Annotated in this window: 12 protein-coding genes and 1 riboswitch; of the genes, 8 read left to right on the plus strand and 4 right to left on the minus strand. The window is 53.8% G+C overall.

Annotated elements, in window-relative coordinates:
- Positions 1–110 precede the first annotated feature (110 nt).
- The 3 genes from ACFQ2I_RS03630 to ACFQ2I_RS03640 all read left to right on the plus strand — a co-directional run bounded on the left by ACFQ2I_RS03630 (position 111) and on the right by ACFQ2I_RS03640 (position 3,403).
- The gene (locus tag ACFQ2I_RS03630) at positions 111–983 is read left to right on the plus strand and encodes a helix-turn-helix domain-containing protein (RefSeq protein ID WP_377562248.1); all 873 of its coding nucleotides are present in this window, start codon (positions 111–113) and stop codon (positions 981–983) included.
- A 142-nt stretch (positions 984–1,125) separates the two neighbouring features.
- A riboswitch (cyclic di-AMP (ydaO/yuaA leader) is annotated at positions 1,126–1,265 on the plus strand.
- 111 nt (positions 1,266–1,376) lie between these two features.
- Complete coding sequence (locus tag ACFQ2I_RS03635; protein WP_377562250.1) at positions 1,377–2,042, plus strand: potassium channel family protein; 666 nt, start codon at positions 1,377–1,379, stop codon at positions 2,040–2,042.
- Between the two features lie 14 nt (positions 2,043–2,056).
- Entirely contained in the window at positions 2,057–3,403 is a 1,347-nt protein-coding gene (locus ACFQ2I_RS03640) for a TrkH family potassium uptake protein (RefSeq protein ID WP_377562252.1), read from the plus strand.
- A gap of 153 nt (positions 3,404–3,556) precedes the next feature.
- Here ACFQ2I_RS03640 and ACFQ2I_RS03645 read toward each other — a convergent pair whose 3' ends face one another.
- On the minus strand, positions 3,557–8,167 hold the full coding sequence (locus ACFQ2I_RS03645) for a hypothetical protein (protein ID WP_377562253.1): 4,611 nt from the start codon (positions 8,165–8,167) through the stop codon (positions 3,557–3,559).
- A 162-nt stretch (positions 8,168–8,329) separates the two neighbouring features.
- Here ACFQ2I_RS03645 and ACFQ2I_RS03650 point away from each other — a divergent pair, with 162 nt between their 5' ends.
- Entirely contained in the window at positions 8,330–9,223 is an 894-nt protein-coding gene (locus tag ACFQ2I_RS03650; protein WP_377562255.1) for a helix-turn-helix domain-containing protein, read from the plus strand.
- A gap of 64 nt (positions 9,224–9,287) precedes the next feature.
- On the opposite strand, the gene ACFQ2I_RS03655 is transcribed toward ACFQ2I_RS03650, so the two are convergent.
- Complete coding sequence (locus ACFQ2I_RS03655; RefSeq protein WP_377562257.1) at positions 9,288–10,373, minus strand: Gfo/Idh/MocA family protein; 1,086 nt, start codon at positions 10,371–10,373, stop codon at positions 9,288–9,290.
- Between the two features lie 141 nt (positions 10,374–10,514).
- Between ACFQ2I_RS03655 and ACFQ2I_RS03660 the strand changes: the two genes are divergently transcribed.
- Complete coding sequence (locus ACFQ2I_RS03660) at positions 10,515–11,432, plus strand: AraC family transcriptional regulator (protein WP_377562259.1); 918 nt, start codon at positions 10,515–10,517, stop codon at positions 11,430–11,432.
- A gap of 45 nt (positions 11,433–11,477) precedes the next feature.
- Here the strand turns inward: ACFQ2I_RS03660 and nagZ are convergent, their stop codons facing one another.
- Together nagZ and ACFQ2I_RS03670 are read right to left on the minus strand one after the other, a co-directional pair.
- Positions 11,478–12,812 carry a beta-N-acetylhexosaminidase gene (nagZ, locus tag ACFQ2I_RS03665; protein WP_377562261.1) on the minus strand — a complete coding sequence of 445 codons (1,335 nt, stop codon included), beginning with the start codon at positions 12,810–12,812 and terminating at the stop codon, positions 11,478–11,480.
- Positions 12,813–12,918: 106 nt separating this feature from the next.
- Complete coding sequence (locus tag ACFQ2I_RS03670) at positions 12,919–13,731, minus strand: UTP--glucose-1-phosphate uridylyltransferase (protein WP_377562262.1); 813 nt, start codon at positions 13,729–13,731, stop codon at positions 12,919–12,921.
- A 227-nt stretch (positions 13,732–13,958) separates the two neighbouring features.
- Here ACFQ2I_RS03670 and ACFQ2I_RS03675 point away from each other — a divergent pair, with 227 nt between their 5' ends.
- The 3 genes from ACFQ2I_RS03675 to ACFQ2I_RS03685 are packed head-to-tail and all read left to right on the plus strand — an operon-like array spanning position 13,959 to position 17,804.
- On the plus strand, positions 13,959–15,242 hold the full coding sequence (locus ACFQ2I_RS03675; RefSeq protein ID WP_377562263.1) for a UDP-glucose dehydrogenase family protein: 1,284 nt from the start codon (positions 13,959–13,961) through the stop codon (positions 15,240–15,242).
- Positions 15,239–16,195 (plus strand): NAD-dependent epimerase/dehydratase family protein, encoded by a 957-nt coding sequence (locus ACFQ2I_RS03680; protein WP_377562264.1) that lies wholly within the window; start codon positions 15,239–15,241, stop codon positions 16,193–16,195. The genes ACFQ2I_RS03675 and ACFQ2I_RS03680 overlap by 4 nt, the downstream gene beginning before the upstream one ends.
- 52 nt (positions 16,196–16,247) lie before the next feature.
- Positions 16,248–17,804 carry a BCCT family transporter gene (locus tag ACFQ2I_RS03685; RefSeq protein WP_377562266.1) on the plus strand — a complete coding sequence of 519 codons (1,557 nt, stop codon included), beginning with the start codon at positions 16,248–16,250 and terminating at the stop codon, positions 17,802–17,804.
- Positions 17,805–17,808: the final 4 nt, after the last annotated feature.

A 17,808-nucleotide genomic window follows, 5' to 3' on the forward strand; every position in this document is an offset into this window, starting at 1 on the left:
TAGATTAACGCTTACACGTAGATCTTACCGATATATTGCGTTCCAGTATATGCGGGATTTAACGCATTTTATATCCATATTCAACCTGACGCTCAGTGAGGAGGAGTAACGTGCACATCTATCAGGAGCCTATTCATTACCAGAATCCACAGCTTTGTCTGAAAGTGTGGCAATTCGCTGCGGCAGGCGAGGTGGACCCCGCTCATCAGCTGCAATGGCATTATCATAAAGAAATCGAATTTGTTCTTGTACTGGACGGGGTTCATGAGATCCACACACCGTCTCAAAATTATGTGTTGAAGCCCGGTGAAGTTATGGTGCTGGGCTCTTCGCAACTGCACAGGGGCGTAACCCGCAAAGGACAGTATGTGAATTATATCGTGCTGCATGTGGACCTGGAGCCGTACTTCGATGCCGCCATGATGAATTATATGGGCTACTTCATGGAAGTGTTGAAGCCGCTTGATGAGCTGAACGATATACTCATGCGCAATAAAAGTCTGCAGGAGGAGATCGGCTCCATTATGCGGTTGATTCACGATGAAGTGATGGGCAAGGAGAAGGGGTATGAGATTGCCGTAAGCATGCACATCAAGCACCTCATGCTTGCGATGCTGCGGCATGACGACCGCAATGTGCTGGCCGCCCATCAGCAAGTGGACGCTTCCGTGATTAAACCTGTCGTTCAGTATATTGATAATCATCTTGACGGCAAAGTCGATATGGCGGAAGTGAGCAAAATCGCCGGTATGAGCTATGTTTATTTCTCCAGATATTTCAAGAAGAAAACGGGTGTATCCTTTACGGAATATGTAAACCGCAAGCGAATCGCAACCGCGAAGCGGATGCTTGTCATGACCGATCGCACCGTCTCGGATATCGCCAGCTCAGTGGGACTCGACAACATGGCGCACTTCTATGAGCTGTTCAAGCGATTCAATGGCTGCACGCCCAAGCAGTTCAGGGATCGGATGTTGAGCTGAGCGAGAGGAAGTCTGGATAATTATATCCCCATTGTAAACGCTGTAATAGAGAGATTTGACCGAATTTGAGAAAAATCAGCTCTCAATGGACTTTTACTTTTGTGTTTGATAGGAGTAGAGTAAGGCTTAACTCAATAATTGAATATACGGAACGCTTAATCTTGCATAGAGCGGGGGAACCATCGCGGCACACTGCCGCAGGGGTGAATCCACAATTGTGGTAGGGAATTCTCGAATCCCGAATCCGACAGCTAACCTCGTAAGCGTTGTTCGAGAGAGGAAGTGTATACTTGTGATCGTTTTCGACCACAGAGGACCTTTGCCTCTGTGGTTTTTTGCTGTTCTTTTTTTGCTCTCTACTCCAATTCAGTCCGGAAAGAGGATGTGTTTCGAATGAAAAAAAAACATTTTGTAGTGATCGGTCTCGGCAGATTTGGCGGAAGCGTAACAAAAACGCTGCTGTCTCTCGGATTTGAAGTAATGGGCATTGACCAGGACGAACGGAGAGTGTCGGAGTTCGCTTCCATATTGCCGCATGTGTTCCAGGCGGATTCCACCGATGACAGCGTCATGCGAAAGCTGGGCGTCAAAAATATGGATCACGCCATTGTCGCGATCGGCGGCGATCTGCAGGCCAGCATATTGACGACGCTGATCTTGAAGGATATCGGCCTCAAGCATATTACAGCCAAGGCGACAAGCGATTATCATCAGCGCGTGCTGGAAGGAGTGGGGGCCGATCATATTGTTCATCCGGAACGGGATACGGGCATACGCGTCGCGCATCGCATTACCTCCCAAAATATGGTGGAGTACTTGGAGCTGTCGCCGGAGCACAGTCTGGTAGAGATTATCGCCCCTCAGCGATTAAATGGGAAATCACTAGTCCAATCCAATATTCGGGCAAAATTCGGCTGCAATGTGATGGCGATCAGAAGAGCCAATAATGAGCTGGTTGTGTCGCCTCATGCGAACGATATGATCTACACCGGCGATCTTCTTGTCATCATCGGCAACAATCGCGATATTAACCGTTTCGAGAAATTTATCGGGGAATAAGAGGGGGCTGCCCCATGACGCAATCATTCAAGGTATACAAAAAGAAGGAGCTTAGTCCGCACCAATGGATGGTTATCGGCTTTGCCGTGATCATCGTGATGGGCGCCTTTCTGCTGGATTTGCCGACGGCTTCATCCGATGGCGAATCGATCGGTTTTCTCAATGCACTGTTCACCTCTACATCAGCAGTTTGCGTAACGGGACTCGTCGTGCTGGATACAGGCAGCGATTTTAGCCTATTCGGGCAGATCGTCATTATGCTGCTGATTCAAGTCGGGGGCTTAGGCTTCATGACCTACGGCGTCATCATTGCGGTCATTCTCGGCAAGCGGCTGGGTCTCAAGCATCGGATACTTATACAGGAATCCACCAAGTCCGCTTCCATTCAAGGGCTGGTCAGGCTCGTATTCAGCATTGCGGCCATCGCTTTTGTCTTCGAAGGCATTGGCGCGCTGCTGCTATGGCTGCGCTGGCTGCCGGAGATGGGTGCTGCGGAAGCGGCGTATTATGCCTTATTTCATGCTGTCTCCGCCTTTAACAACGCCGGTTTCGCGCTTTGGCCGGATAGTGTTAGCGGCTTTGTGGGCGACCCGGTCGTCAATATCGTTCTTTCATTGCTGTTTATCGGCGGCGGCATCGGGTTCGTCGTCATTGTGGACTTGCTGAAGCACAGGAGGTGGAGTCGTTATTCTCTGCATACGAAAATTGTCCTTTTAATTTCCACCTTCCTGTCGCTGGCGGGATTTCTCGTCATTTTCTGCCTGGAGCTTCTCAATCCCGCCGTATTCGGCGATCTGAGCTGGAGCGAGCGATTATGGTCCGCTTACTTCCAGAGCGTGACCACAAGAACAGCCGGCTTCAATAGCATTGACCTTGCCGGCATGCTTGCCGCCACGCAGTTCTTCATGATCTTCCTGATGTTCGTCGGAGCTTCGTCAGGATCTACGGGCGGCGGAATCAAGACGAATACGCTTATGATTCTGCTGGTGGCGATGTACAGCAGTGTCAGAGGCCGAACGCAAGTGCAGCTGTTCGGCCGCCGCATCGGCTACGATATCGTATTAAGAGCGCTTGCGGTCATTATTATATCGCTTGGCGTCGTGATGGCGGTATCCTTCCTGCTGACTATCACCGAGCAGGGGGTCCCATTCATCGACCTGCTGTTCGAAGCGACGTCGGCATTCGGGACGGTAGGCTTGTCGCTGGGCGTGACGCCTTACCTGTCGGTCGCGGGCAAGCTCATCATCATTGCGACGATGTTCATTGGCCGGCTGGGGCCTCTTACATTGGCTTACGCACTGGCGCGCCATAAGCAGGAGAGCAAGATCGGCTATCCGGAAGAGAAGGTGCTTGTCGGCTAACGGCATCTATGAGATTGGAAGGATAAGAAAGGGTCTGCCGACGTCTCTTCCTTCAGGAAGCGGCGAGGCAGACCCTTGATAGAATTGGCAGCCAGCTGGCAAGCTGACAAGCCAGTGAGCAGTTAGTATGGTCGGCGCTTCACGTGAAGCCGATTATGGTTCTACAATAACAGTAATCGTGTCACTGCGCGTTACGCCCGCATCGTTCACAAGCTCGCAGTAATAGACGTATGTGCCTGCCGGTTTGTTTACTACCGCCGTTACCACATGCTGGGCGTCAGGGGTAGAAGAGGCGATGGATTGCGTATCGATTAGCGTATCGTTCTCATACAATCGGTACACGGAGCCGTTCGTGCCCCACCACATGTTCATATCAATGATGAACTGTCCGTCTCCGTCCCAATTGTCGTGAGACAGAATCGGCTTGGCGGGATTCGCATCCGTTACCGTTACGACCAACTCATCGCTAGTCGTCTCGCCGTATGCGTTGCTTAATACTGCATAATAGTGATATGTGCCGTTGCTTCTGCCATAGACGGAGGTGGTGACGGATTGAGCGGACGTCCCCTTGTCAAGCAGCCACTCTGCATCCAGCAGCTTTCCGTTCTCATACAGCTTGTAGCTAGTCCCATTATTTCCCCACCACATATTCATGGCGATATTGTAGCGGCCGTCCTTGATGCCGTGGTCATGCCCGTTGTCGTGGGATAATACAGGCTTCCCAGGGGAGCTTGTACTTCCAGCGGCAGCGATAGGCTTCAACACGAGCGCATCATAGATGCCGGCGTAGTAACCGGAGGACTGGCTGTTCTTGCCTGTAATTTCGTACGTAACCGCGTGCGATCCCTCTGCAAGCACGCGTGTCCCCTGATCAATGCCAAGAACGTTCTCATGCTGCGCCCATTGAGGCAGAGCGGCTGTCGTATAGCCGTCAATAACGGCGCCTTGCTGCAAGCCGTCTAACTGCATCGAGACGATGCCGCGGTTTTTTGCTTTGGCATAATTGGCCAGCACTTGATATTCTTGCTCCGGCGCGGGGAGCGGGAACTGGAATGTAACCTGATCGCCGACAGCATTCGCTTGGAATAACTTCCCTCTGTCATTGTAGAAATCATCAACAATGACATCTCCGCTAGTCGAATGGGCAGGCATGAGCGATTGCACCGGATAAATATACTCGCTGGCGTGCAGCGGGCCATCGGCGGCTGGAGCCGTATACGGCTGAGCGGCCGGCGCAGGCTGCGGCTGAAGCGTTACCGCAATCTCGTCTTCCAGCGGGAATAGAAGTCGGGCGCTGTAGGACAAGAAGTTGTCCGCATTCAAGCTGAGCGATAGACGGAGCGGCATCGTCTGCGCATGAGGCCTATTGCCGCCCGAGCCGGAGGTTGAGCGGATGAAGAGGGCCCGGTTGGCGCTGTCGATGTTCCAGCCGAACAGTTCGGCGTCGGTGTCCTGCGCTTCCAGACGATTGAATGAATCGAGAGCTGTCAGCTCATACGATATTTTCACGATATCCCACTTCTCCAGCTCGAAAGGAACGGATACCCCTTCCTGCAGTTCCTCGGACGAGACGGTCCATACGATATCGTGCTCCGGATCGATGCTCCAGTAAGGCTGCTCCGCCGCAGGCGGCAGCACCTTGGACATGCGAACATTCAGCTGCGCCGGTACGTGGAAGTCGGATGCGGATATGATATCCTTGAAGCGGGCATCCTGCAGGCCGTCATTCGTTATTTGCGCATAGGTAGTGAATGTCAGCGTTTCATTCGGAGCCGGCGTTCCGTCGTACAATTTGAACACCTTCATCCAGGAGCGATTTTGCAGGAACGCCCACATCTCGTTATACTCCTCTTCTACGTCTGAGAAGCCTTCCAGCAGGTCCGATATGTCCATTCCCGATTTGTACATGTACACCATAGCCAGATAGGCGGGAATAAGTACAGCCCTGTCATGGCTGACCGCGCGATCCTTATTGTTCGGAATCTCCGCGCCATAGTAATAGAAGCGGCCGTCATACGCGTATTCTCTTACCAGGTACCATAGCAGGCCGCGGGCAAACTCCAAATATTGACGCTTCAGCTGCTCATCCGTCTCGTAATAAGCGGCCATTGCGATCCCGGCAGCGACCAGCGCCTGTATATTGTCGATCGCATCATTGGCGGGCACGTCAAGCTCCCCACCGCTTGGATTATATTCCGTCCAGTAATAGGCGCGATTGTTCCAGACGCCCTTATGGAAGCCATAACGCGGAACTTGATGATAGAAGAAGGTGCTCGCCATGTCCAGATAATCCTCATCGGCTTCCAGCATCTCATAGGCGTACATGAGCGACATCGCTGCCGAGGATAAGACGTGATGGTCCGGCTCATGCAGCTCCCAGGTATAACCGGATGCGTCTGTCCATCTCCAATCGAACAGGAAGTCCCAGCCGCCTGCCCACTCCGGACGCGGCGAATACTCCTCAGGATAGAAGTCCTCGACGAAGGCATTGCTTCCGTCCTCCTTCCATTGCGAATAGTCCATGAATGCAATTATCTCCTGCGCTCTCTCCTTGAAGGATGCATCCCCGGTGAGTACATAGGCGGGGAAGTATTCCTTCAGCAGATGATCGCTGGGACGACGCGGATAGTAGCGGTCGCTATGATAGAAGTGAGACTTCATGAACGGACGATGGGGAATGTCGCCCGCAATCGCCAGCGATGGACCCGAGCCGACAGGCTGCCCCAGCAGTCCGTCCAGCTCCGGTATGGACTGGTCCCGGCTGGCTACGGTCTCGGAGATGCTTAGCGGATATTCGATCTCCAGGTTCAGCGACGGCCCGAAGAAGAAGTTGCGCAGCACATCCTGACTCCATACCGAAGCATCAGGGATATCCAATTCCGATGTGGGGAATTTCGTCCAGAAGTCGGCAGGAACCAGCTCCTCGCGAATATCCTCAACATCGGTTACGGGTATGAGCTCCTTGTACCCGCTAATGAGCGTCTCGCGCAGCTCGCCATGCCTGATGCGAAGCTGTCCCGCTCCTTGGGCGAAGTCAACGGCCAGCAGCGCATAGCTTGCTCTCTTCGGCGCGAACTGCACGGCAGACAGCGAAGTCCAGTCTGACGAGAGCTCTCCCTTCTGGCGGACAGTGCCTACCGTTTCCCCATCCTCATTCAGCCAGAAGAGAGACAATGCGGGTATCGCTGTTCCGTCCGTTTGAACGGAGAAGCTGGCGGCATACATTTTCTCCGGTTGAATGCTCATCACCGGCGAGAGGAGGGCCGCCCGATCCTCGCTGCTGCTGTCCGGAGACGAGAGCAGAACGTGCCGGCTTGCACCGATGGATTCTGTCGATGCCTGTCCTGCGCCGCCGGTCTCCAGCGACCAGAAGTAAGGAGAGTCTTCTCCGTTCGCAAAGTATGGATTGCCCAGCTCATTGCGGGCTTGGAATACGACGTCATCAAATGATACTGCACCTGAGCTTTGTGCTACCTCTATGGAGATGATGGCCGAGACGGCATCGGTAGGAGCAATTTGCTCATGATACAGCTTGGTCCAAGACTCTGCTTGCCCCAGTCCTTCCGCCACGGCTTCCGATAGGATGCCGCCTGCCGCATCCAGCCACTGCATCTTCAGCGCCGGAGCGCCGTTAGCCATATGGCCGCGATATTGCGCGGACAATTGATAGGCAAGTCCGCTCCGAACAGGGTGCTGCTGACTGAGCGCCAGCCGTCCCGTTCCGTCTTCCGATACAAGCTTGACGGCTTTGCTTCCTTCTGGCACATCTGCAGATTCCCAGCTCCAGTAGCCGTATGCTTCTCCGCTGATATTCCATCCCTCGGGAGCAGTCGTCCCGTTCTCGAAGCCGGGATTAAGCGCCAGATTGGACGTCTGAGACTCCTCCTCGATGACGGTAAGGCTATAGGGCAGAGTACCGCCGCTGCTCAGGCTGAGCAGGAGCTCGTGCTGTCCGGCCGGGAGTGTGTTCATGAAGAGCGGAGAGAGACTGATTATCCTTCCGCTTCGCTCATAATCTGTGCCTTCCTGCAAGAGAGAACCGTTATATTGCACGGTCTCGATGACATGATTGTTCACCGGCATGTGCCATATGTGAAGCGGCAATGATGCGGCAAGCGCCTTATTGTGTGTTCCGCTGCGGGGAGCAATCGTATCGGCGGACGTGTACGGCTCAAGCCGGATATCGTCGTACCACACCTGTCCCGTTCCCTTCCAGGCATGCAGCTGCACATGCGCATAAGCCGCATTGGACGGCGCGGTTACGATCAGCTCGTGCTTGCTCCAATCCGACCCCAGTCCGGTAAGCGGCAAGTGCTCCTGCCACGGAATGTTTTGCTCAGTCCGAATGAGCGTTTTGTCCGCATCGTACCAGTACATGACGGAGAAGGCTTGTCCCGTGAATGATTCCGTTTTGGCGTAGTTGATGAACCGGTACGATTGACCTGCAGTGACGGAAATGTACTTCTGATCCATTACTGCCCTGTCGGTCGTTGCGGATAAAATCAGCTTTGCAGATTTGGATCCATCATGCGAGGATGCTGGATCCCATTGCCAGCTGCCCGAAGTTGCGGCAGAGAGGAAGGTCCAGTTATCGGGATTGCTGACACCGCTTTCAAAACTGTGGTTGGCCATCAGATTCGCCGGCGAGGCCTTCGCCAGCTCTTTCCCCTTCATAGGCAAGAGAGAGCATAGAAGACTTGCAGTAACGATCAGTGCAATGCATTTCAAGTATAGCGGCTTGCGGCTTGCGATTGGTACGAACATGTTTTCAATCTCCTCCTCGTTGAGTCATGGAATTGGTGGGTTGTTCAGCTCCTTTCGTGACATTATCATAAGAGTAATACAGCTTGAAGCTGATGTATTTGACACTTTCGCCGATCATTGTACACTATTGGCATACCGTTACCAGCGATGGGAGATGACGAGATGGAATTCCAAAGCTATAGCTTGCACGAGGAATTGGTCATAACCAAGCTTTATTCTTTTCACTATTTCGAATTGGAAGCTTCTTTTATTGCCTCGCAGGAGCGGCATGATTTCTGGGAGATGGTATATGTGGACAAAGGGGAGATTGAGGTTGCGACCGATTGCGACCGACGCCACTTGAAGCAAGGGGACATGATTTTCTACCCGCCCAATGTCGTTCACGAAGGCAGAGCCTGCAACGGTTCCGCGCCGGTGCTGCTGATCGTGTCGTACGAGTGTCACGCCGCATGCATGTCTTACTTCGAGAACAAAACGCTGCAGCTGGATGACCGCGAGAGGGAGCTGCTGTCCGAGCTGCTGGAGGAGGGGATTGCTTCCTTCGATCCCGCCGTCGATTCCCGCGATACCGTCAACCTGGCAGGGCGAACGCCACGTCCGTTCGGCTCTGAGCAATTGGTGAAAATCTCGCTGGAGGCGCTGTTGATTCGTCTCATCCGGAAGGGGAAGCAGGAGAGGAAGGGAAAAGCTTCCCTTGCCGTGAAGCAGAATAGGGACAAGGATATTGTGGAGAGCATAATGGCTTATATGGAGCAGCATATCGCATCGGATTTGTCCCACGCTCAATTGTGCCAGGCATTTGCGATAGGCAGATCGCAGCTGACCGCGATCTTCTTCGAGAGAACGGGTTATGGCGTCATGGATTACTTTAGCCGGATGAAAGTGAAGACGGCGCAGACGCTTATTCGGGAGGAGAAATATAATTTTACGGAGATTGCGGGGCGGCTGGGCTATAGCAGCGTGCATTATTTCTCCCGCAGCTTCAAGCGGAAGACAGGAATGACGCCGACGGAATACGCCCGCTCGGTGAAGGCGAGACTGCGTCCGGGAAGATGACGAAGGGGCTGCTCTCTCCTGATTGCTCCTGAGAGACAGCCCCCGCTCCTGCGGAATGATGAGATTATTGAACAGAGCCGGCGGATGCGGCGGCCACTTCGGCCGTCCAGTCCTCGTCCAGTCCCAGCCCGCGCAGATCCGCCACCGTATTGCTGCGCTCCGCTTCGTAGAGCCGCCATATCACCCGGAGCCCCTGCAGGCTGCGAGGACCGTCCGTCACAGGCTGCTTGCCGGTCTGCACGCAATCCAGGAAGTGCTGGATTTCGAAGTGAGTGAACTTGCCGTGTTCATCCTCCTCCATCAAGACTTGCTTGTGTGATGCCGTATCCAGATTCGCCTGCTCCTTCTTCATGCCGGTATGGGCGATGAGCTGGCGGTCCGCCAGGTTGATCTCCAGCATCCCTTCCGTACAGTGAGCATGAATGCTCCAGCCGAGACGCGTGCCCCGAGCTCCCCATGTGCCGAAGTGATACCCTAGCGCGCCGCTTTCGAATTCGATCGTTACATTGCTGGTGCCTTCCTTCTCCATCCAAGGCGTTCCCTTGTTCGTGCCGATATGCGTTCCCTTGACGGGGCGGCCGAGCATCCACAGCATAATATCCACATAATGACAGCCATGGCTGAAGAATTGTCCTCCGCCCAGCGTATCTGCGGAATGGGCCCAGTGGCCGTCATGGTACTTCGTGAATTGCTCCGTCCAGATGGACAGCTGGAAGCATTCCCCATAGGTCTTGGCGTCCAGCAGTTCCTTCAGCCTTGCGACCAGCGGCCAGTGACGCACGGGATATGCAGTCATAAGCACCCGCTTCTCCCGCTCCGCGGTCTCGATCAGCGTCAGACAGTCCTGTTCCGTATTGCACATCGGCTTCTCCATGAGCACATGCTTGCCTGCCTCAAGACAAGCCATGCCCACCTCGAAATGCAAGTGATGCGGCAGCACGATCAATACGGCGTCCACATCATTCAGAAGCTCCCTGTAGTCTGTTACAGCCTTATCCGCGCCGATCGCTTCACGGGCTGCCTCAGCCAGCTCTGGTACGATATCGCACACAGCCGTCACCTTCATCCTGTCAGACAGCTCTGCATAGCTTTTTGTGTGCGCATTTGCCATGCCTCCGCAGCCGATGACGCCTAATCTTATTTTTTCCATACTATTGGCAGTCCCCTTTCGGTTTGATGTTTCTTTCTTCCAAGCTCATTACTATAATAGAACTAACTGCAGCAAGCAGGCTTTATCAGAAAAGCCATAAGTTTTGCACAATAGAGCAGCGGAGCAGGGAGGGGCGCGGCAATGGTCTATGAACATCGATTGCAGCTGCAGGAAGGAATCCGGCTTGGCCGGCTGGTCACTTTCCATTATTTCGAGTTGGATCGCACGTTTACGTCCAAGGAGGAGAAGCACGACTTCTGGGAATTCGTCTATGTGGACAAGGGGAAGGTAGCCATTTCGACAGACAGCGGCAAGCGGCTGCTTGAGCAAGGGGATATCATCTTCTACAAGCCGAATGAAATGCATAGCGGCGGCGCGAGGGAGGAGACGGCGCCCAACCTGATCATCCTATCCTTTGAGTGCGAATCAGCGGCAATGCGCTTCTTCGAAGACCGCAGCTTTCGCTTGAATGACGGGGAACGGGCGCTGCTGGCGCAAATTGTTGAGGAAGGGCTGACCGCATTCGAGCCCTCTATCACCATTCGACAAGCGAAGGAGCTGGGTCGCAGGGCGAATGCCCCCTTCGGATGCGAGCAGCTGATCAAAAATTACTTGGAGATTTTGCTTATCGGTTTGATTCGGCGTGCGGCTACGCTGGATACAGAATGGAAGCCGTCGCTAATCGGCAAGGAGAACAGGGATCGTCATCTCGTGGCGGAAGCGATTGCCTATATGGAAGAGAATCTGCAGCATAATTTGACGCTGGAGGAGGTCAGCGCCGCATGCTCCGTCAGCAAGAGCCTGCTCAAGACGCGCTTTAAAGAGGCGAAGGGCATGGGGGTTATCGAATACTTCACACGAATCAAAATCGATAAAGCCAAAGTGCTCATTCGCGAGGAAAGCTTGAACTATACACAAATGGCGGAACGACTCGGCTACAGCAGCATTCATTATTTCTCCCGTCAATTCAAGCTGATAACCGGGATGACGCTGACGGAGTATGCGCGTACCGTGCATGCGCGAGTGGCGGGAGATGGAACCGGCAATAAAGGGCGATAGCGCTCCCGTTCGCGCCACCGCCCTTTATTGCCGGCTTTCAAGCTGTCATTGCGGAGCTGCCATAGCTTCCTCAATAGCTTCGTTTACCGAGTCCATATGAATCGTTTCGATAACCGCATCGGTTAGCTCGTACTTTTGCTTCAACCTAAGAATGCGGTACACGCTCTCATCCAGCCTCTCCTGCGACAATTGTCCGTTATCCACGCTTTGCTTTATAGCCTTCCATGCGGCCAGCTGATCCTTGCTGTTATGGCCGATCAGTACAAGATCGATGCCGGCTTGGATCGACTTCACAGCGGCGTCGGCTACGCCGTAGCCATCCGTAATGCCTCCCATGGTCATATCATCGGTGACGACGACCCCGTCGTATTGCAGCTGCTCGCGCAGCAGCCCCGTTACGACTGCCTCAGACAATGAGGAAGGGGAATCCTTATCCAGCTGCGGCAGAAGCAGATGCGCAACCATAATGACGTCCGCATCCTGCCTTATCGCTTCCCGGAAGGGAACGAGCTCCAATTGCTCTAATTGCTCCAGTGATTTGTTCACCACTGGCAGATCAATATGAGAGTCGACGGATGTATCGCCATGACCCGGGAAATGCTTGACGACAGGCACTACGCCTTCCGAACGAAGTCCTTCCATCGCAAGCAGACCATGCTTCGTCACGGCGGCGGCATCAGTGCCGTAGGCTCTGTCGCCGATGACGGGATTGTTGGGATTGCTGTGAATGTCAAGCACCGGTGCGAAGTTCATATTGAAGCCAAGCGACTTCACGGCTACGCCTAGCGCTTGTCCGGTGGATCGGGAGTAGCGCTCGTCGTCCTGCCGGCCTATTGCCATCGCTTTCGGGAAAGAGCGATATTCATCCGGCAGCCGGCTTACCCGTCCTCCCTCCTGATCGACGCTCAGCAGAAGCGGGATCCCGTCATCGGCGGCGTTCAGCTCCTTCAGTCCGTCGAGCAGCGCGAGCGTCTGCTGTGCATTGTCGATGTTGTCCCCATATAATATAAATCCGCCTACTTTATAGGTTCGTATCATCTCTTCAGTGAATGCGTCGGGCGATGTTCCATTCAATCCGATAATCATAAGCTGCCCGATCTTCTCTTCCAGCGTCATGCTGCCGATCTGTGCCTTAATCGCATCTTCCGGGGAAACCTCTCCTGCGTTGGTCCCGTTGATTAACGCATCGTTGCTGTTGGGCTGAGTGCTGGTGCTGCTTGCTTGATTTCGTGCCTCTGCTGGCTGCTCGATGGAGCCCCCGCTGTATTCCGCCTTATTTTGCATGGCGCCGGAGCAGCCTGTGATGATGATTAGCGCAATCAGCATGAATCGCGCTAATGTTAGCTTCATTTGCCGCGCAGCGTAATGCTTTATTGTCATCATACCCCCATCTGGTTATTGATTGGCCGTGCCAATCGTTAATCTTTTCATTTTTTTATTGTAGAGCGACGTGGGCTAAAGGTCAAACATGTGAAAGAATCACTATTTATTTCCGTTTATTGATGTGATAAGCCCTCAGTTGAATGCGGAGATAATCTTCTTCGATGCTGGTGTCGTACCAGCGCTCCTGGTATTCATATCCGATCATTTTGCTGTTGGCGCACAGGCTGTTCAGAGCGTCGGTAAGCTGAATTTCCTCCCCGTGCCCGGGCTTCGTTTTTCTGATCAGCTCGTATACTTCCGGCATGAGAATGTAGCGCCCCATAACGGCGAGCTCTGAGGGAGGCTGCTGCTTGGGCTTTTCTACTATTGCACGGATGTCATGCAGACGGCCGCCAATCGGAGCTGCGCTTACAACACCGTAGTTTTGAAGCAGCTCTGGCTTCACCCGCTGCAATCCAATGACATTGGCCGCATGTTGCTCATACGATTTAATCAGAGGGATCAGCATAGATGTCGTCTCCAGACTTACCTGATCCGGCAGCAGTACAGCGCAAGGCTCTCCCGCAGCGAATGATTCCGCGAGTTGAACAGCATGTCCCAGCCCGAGCGCTTCATGCTGGCGAATATAATGGATCTCTGCGGCTGGCGGCTTGATGGAGGGAATAAGATGCTCCTTCTTGCGACTTGTCAGAAACCATTCCAGCTCGATCGAGCGGTCAAAGTAGTTCATTATACCGCTTTTCTTCCGGGACAGGATGATCAATATTTCTTCTATGCCTGCCTGAATGGCTTCTTCCACGATATAAGCAATAGTAGGCTTGCCAGAGATCGGGAACATTTCCTTCGGTACGGCCTTGGTAGCAGGCAGATTGCGAACGCCGTAGCCGGCGGCGGGAATAATGGCTTTGCGAATCAATCGGTTCACCTCTCTTCTGACGCGCTATTGCTTCATTATACTTTTAGACGCTCTATATGAAGCATGTCCGTCATGAAATCGGGCATCCATACAGTCTTTTCCCCAACTATGGGCGCAGGCCCCCTCAATAAATATTTGTAAAAGTGCTGAGCAAATGCCGTTTCCCTTTCCCCCGTGTCCGCACATGATAGTGTACAACTTGGATGCAACAGAGGAGATGCTGCTTCATGAACATATGTGTTGCAGGTGCGGGCTATGTAGGCTTGACGACTGCCGCCGTGCTGGCAGAGCTGGGGCATTCCGTCTGCTGCGCCGATCCTGACAAGCATAAAATCAAGGGCTTGAACGGTGGCGTTATACCGATTCAAGAGCCCGGTCTGCCGGAGATGGTTCAGCGCAACAGCGTGTGCGGGCGGCTGCGATTCTTTCACGATGTCCCGGCCGCAATAGCGGGCAACGACATCCTTATCATCGCTGTAGGCACGCCTCCGTCTGAAGACGGTCGTGCTGATATGACATACGTGAAGAGCGTGCTGGACATGGCAGCTGGAGTCATGAACGGACATTTGACTATCGTAATGAAGAGTACGGTACCGCCGGGAACCGGCGATTGGGCGGATGCTTATTTGCTCGAAAAAGGGATTGGAGCTCAAGAATTTGACGTCGTCTCCAATCCGGAATTTCTAAGGGAAGGGACGGCGCTCTACGACTCCCTTCATCCGGAGCGAATTGTGATTGGAGCCGCGCATGAAGGAGCCGCAGAGAAGGTATACGGCATGTACGATAGACTTGAAGGGGAGGTGGTGCGCACGGGACGAAGGGAAGCCGAGCTGATCAAGTACGGTTCCAACTCGTTCTTGGCGACGAAGCTGTCTTTCATCAACGAGCTCTCCAGAGTATGCGACGCTTACGGTGCTGATATTACGCAAGTGGCAATCGGCATCGGGCTGGACAGCCGGATCGGCCACAAATTTCTCGGCCCCGGCATCGGATACGGCGGATCGTGTCTGCCGAAGGATGTCAGCGCATTGATCGGCGCTGCGGCCGCCAAGGGAGTGGAGATGCCGCTGCTAGGGGCGGCTGCGGGCGTGAATGCATCACAACCCGATATCTATGTGAGCAAGCTGGAAGCGGAGCTGGGTGAACTGAAGGATGGAACGCGCATCGCGGTGTGGGGGGCCGCATTCAAGGAAGACACTGACGATATCCGCTCTTCCCAGGCTATTGTGCTGATGGAGAGGCTGCAAGAGAGAGGCTGCGCCATTACCGCATATGATCCCGTCGTCGCTCCTGTCCTACCGGGTGTGGCTTGGGCCGGGTCGGCCCTTGACGCTGTCCAGGGAGCAGAAGCTCTCGTCCTGGCGACAGGATGGTCGCAATTCAAGTTCATCGACTGGAAGGAAGTGAAGGCGCGCATGAGCGGCACGATAGTAGTGGACGGTCGCAACATGTTAAACCGCAAGTTAATTGAGGAAGCGGGATTGCGGTATGTGGGGGTAGGCCGGCCATGAAAATCATCGTAACGGGCGCAGCCGGATTCATTGGATCCCATCTATGCGAAGCTTTGGTACAGTCCGGGCGCCATGATGTGATTGGTGTGGACAGTCTCGTTCGAGATGAGCTGTCGACTATCGGAACGGCGCATCTGGATGGTATTATGGATCACCCCCGATTCGCCTTCCTGCAGGAAGATTTGGGAGACGCGGATTGGGATACCCTGCTGAGGAATGTGGATGCCGTCTATCATCTGGCGGGCGTGCCGGGGGTAAGAGACAGCTGGGGCGCGTCGTTCCAGAAATACTTGCATCATAACATCGCCGTCACGCAACGGCTGCTGGAAGCTTGCCGAGGCAAGGAACAACTGCGTAAATTCGTGTTTATTTCCACCTCATCCGTATACGGCGAGGTGCCTGGACGCGTATCGGAGAAACGGCTGCCGACTCCTCTGTCTCCATACGGCGTAACGAAGCTGACAGCGGAGCATTTATGCCAGGTGTACAGGCGCGAAGCGGGCGTGCCGGTCGTCATCTTGCGTTATTTCACCGTCTATGGGCCTCGACAAAGGAGCGATATGGCTTTTCACCGGTTCATTAAAGCTATTCTGCAGGATCAGCCGATTACACTGTTCGGCGATGGCTGCCAGACGCGCGATTTTACCTTCGTGAGCGATTGTGTTGCGGCAACGGCCGCCGTAATTGAGCAGCCGGACGTGGTCGGCGAAGTAATCAATGTAGGCGGAATGGAACGCGCCTCAGTCCGGGAAGTGATCGCTATGATGGAGGAGCTGATTGGCAAGCGTGCACGAATTCAGTCGGGCGGAGGGCTGGTCGGCGAGCCTGTCCATACATGGGCCAATATTGCGAAAGCGAAGAGACTGCTCGGCTATAAGCCCCGGATAAGTCTGAAGAAGGGCATTATGGAGGAAATCCACTATATAAAAGGTTTGCTGGATCATCATAATTAGCATAATTCAAGCCTCCTATGAAGAAACTGGATACAAAGGGGGCTTGAGCGGTATGAAGCAAGTGTCACAGGTGTTTTGGATTGCGCTGGCGATATCCATCGTATTTGTTATGTGGGGGGTTATCGGTCCAGATGGGCTAAAGTCGGCGATGGCTGTCATGCAACGTTTTTTTCTGGTTAATTTCGGGTGGTTTTTTCAACTGGCCGCCACCTACTTTCTGTTTTTTGCCTTGTTTCTTATTTTCAGTCGTTACGGTAAAATCAAGCTCGGCAAAAACGAAGATAAACCCGATTTCAATCGGCCTACATGGTTCGCGATGCTCTTCAGCGCAGGCATGGGCATCGGTCTGCTGTTCTTCGGCGTATCGGAGCCCATCTCGCACTTTGCCAGTCCTCCGGTAGGTGAAGGGGGGACTGGGGAGGCGGCGCGTATTGCCCTTCGCTATACATACTTGCACTGGGGCTTCCACGCCTGGGCCATCTATGCTGTAATTGCCCTTGCCTTGGCTTACTTCAAATTCAGAAAAGGCCATCCCGGACTGATGAGCGCAACTCTGTATCCACTTCTTGGCGAGCGGACGAAGGGGGCGGTGGGAACCGTCATTGATACGATCGCCGTCATTGCGACGATATTCGGGGTAGCGGCTTCCTTGGGACTGGGAGCGGCGCAGATCAACAGCGGTCTTCACTACTTGACCGGCTTGCCCAATACATACGGTGTGCAATTAGTTATTATAGCGATCGTCACCGTTCTGTTCCTCATCTCGGCAGGAACGGGTGTGAAGCGGGGCATCAAATATTTAAGCAACGCCAATATGGGCTTGGCGCTTGTGTTGCTCCTCCTTGTTTTCGTGTTGGCGCCTACCGTTTTTTTGCTGAATCTGCTGACGACGACGTTCGGGGAATATGTGCAAAATTTGCTGGTGATGGGAACTCGGCTCGCTCCCTTCAATAAAGAAAACGCGGAGTGGCTGCGCAACTGGACGATTTTCTATTGGGCGTGGTGGATTGCCTGGGCGCCATTCGTAGGAACGTTCATTGCTCGTGTATCGAAGGGAAGAACGGTAAGGGAATTCGTCATCGCCGTCCTGATCATCCCGACGCTTGTCTGTGCCGTCTGGTTCGGTATATTCGGCGGAACCGGAATATATATGGAATACCAGCAGGGCTTTGACGTATCGGGACAGAGCCTGGAGACGGCGTTGTTCTACGTCTATCAGCATCTGCCGCTGTCCATGCCACTCATTATCGTTACTCTGCTTCTCGTGAGCACATTTTTCATTACATCCGCAGATTCCGCCACATTCGTGCTGGGCATGCAGACGACGCGGGGCAGCCTGGAGCCGCCGACATCCGTCAAGTTCGTCTGGGGCTTCGTCTTGTCGGCTTCCGCCGCGGTATTGATGGCTTCCGGCGGCTTGTCCGGGTTCCAGACGGCGATTATCGTCAGCGGCTTCCCGCTCGGCATCGTTCTGATTCTAATGACGCTCGGCTTGTTGAAGTCGTTCCATGCCGAGATGGGTGGCACAGGTTCAGATGAAGACAGGAATCGAATGAGCCAGACGGAATATATGAGTTGGCTCAGTCGCAAGCGGAGAGCGAGAACGTGAAGGT

Source organism: Paenibacillus chungangensis, assembly GCF_042675905.1.
Taxonomy (GTDB): Bacteria; Bacillota; Bacilli; order Paenibacillales; family Paenibacillaceae; genus Pristimantibacillus; species Pristimantibacillus chungangensis.

What these genes read in the sequence shown, in the direction of transcription:
- ACFQ2I_RS03685 (WP_377562266.1), top strand. Translation starts at nt 16,248, where the DNA reads ATGAAGCAAGTGTCACAGGTGTTTTGGATTGCGCTGGCGATATCCATC.
- ACFQ2I_RS03640 (WP_377562252.1), top strand. Translation starts at nt 2,057, where the DNA reads ATGACGCAATCATTCAAGGTATACAAAAAGAAGGAGCTTAGTCCGCAC.
- nagZ (WP_377562261.1), bottom strand. Translation starts at nt 12,812, where the DNA reads ATGACAATAAAGCATTACGCTGCGCGGCAAATGAAGCTAACATTAGCG.
- ACFQ2I_RS03655 (WP_377562257.1), bottom strand. Translation starts at nt 10,373, where the DNA reads ATGGAAAAAATAAGATTAGGCGTCATCGGCTGCGGAGGCATGGCAAAT.
- ACFQ2I_RS03635 (WP_377562250.1), top strand. Translation starts at nt 1,377, where the DNA reads ATGAAAAAAAAACATTTTGTAGTGATCGGTCTCGGCAGATTTGGCGGA.
- ACFQ2I_RS03660 (WP_377562259.1), top strand. Translation starts at nt 10,515, where the DNA reads ATGGTCTATGAACATCGATTGCAGCTGCAGGAAGGAATCCGGCTTGGC.
- ACFQ2I_RS03675 (WP_377562263.1), top strand. Translation starts at nt 13,959, where the DNA reads ATGAACATATGTGTTGCAGGTGCGGGCTATGTAGGCTTGACGACTGCC.
- ACFQ2I_RS03645 (WP_377562253.1), bottom strand. Translation starts at nt 8,167, where the DNA reads ATGTTCGTACCAATCGCAAGCCGCAAGCCGCTATACTTGAAATGCATT.
- ACFQ2I_RS03650 (WP_377562255.1), top strand. Translation starts at nt 8,330, where the DNA reads ATGGAATTCCAAAGCTATAGCTTGCACGAGGAATTGGTCATAACCAAG.
- ACFQ2I_RS03680 (WP_377562264.1), top strand. Translation starts at nt 15,239, where the DNA reads ATGAAAATCATCGTAACGGGCGCAGCCGGATTCATTGGATCCCATCTA.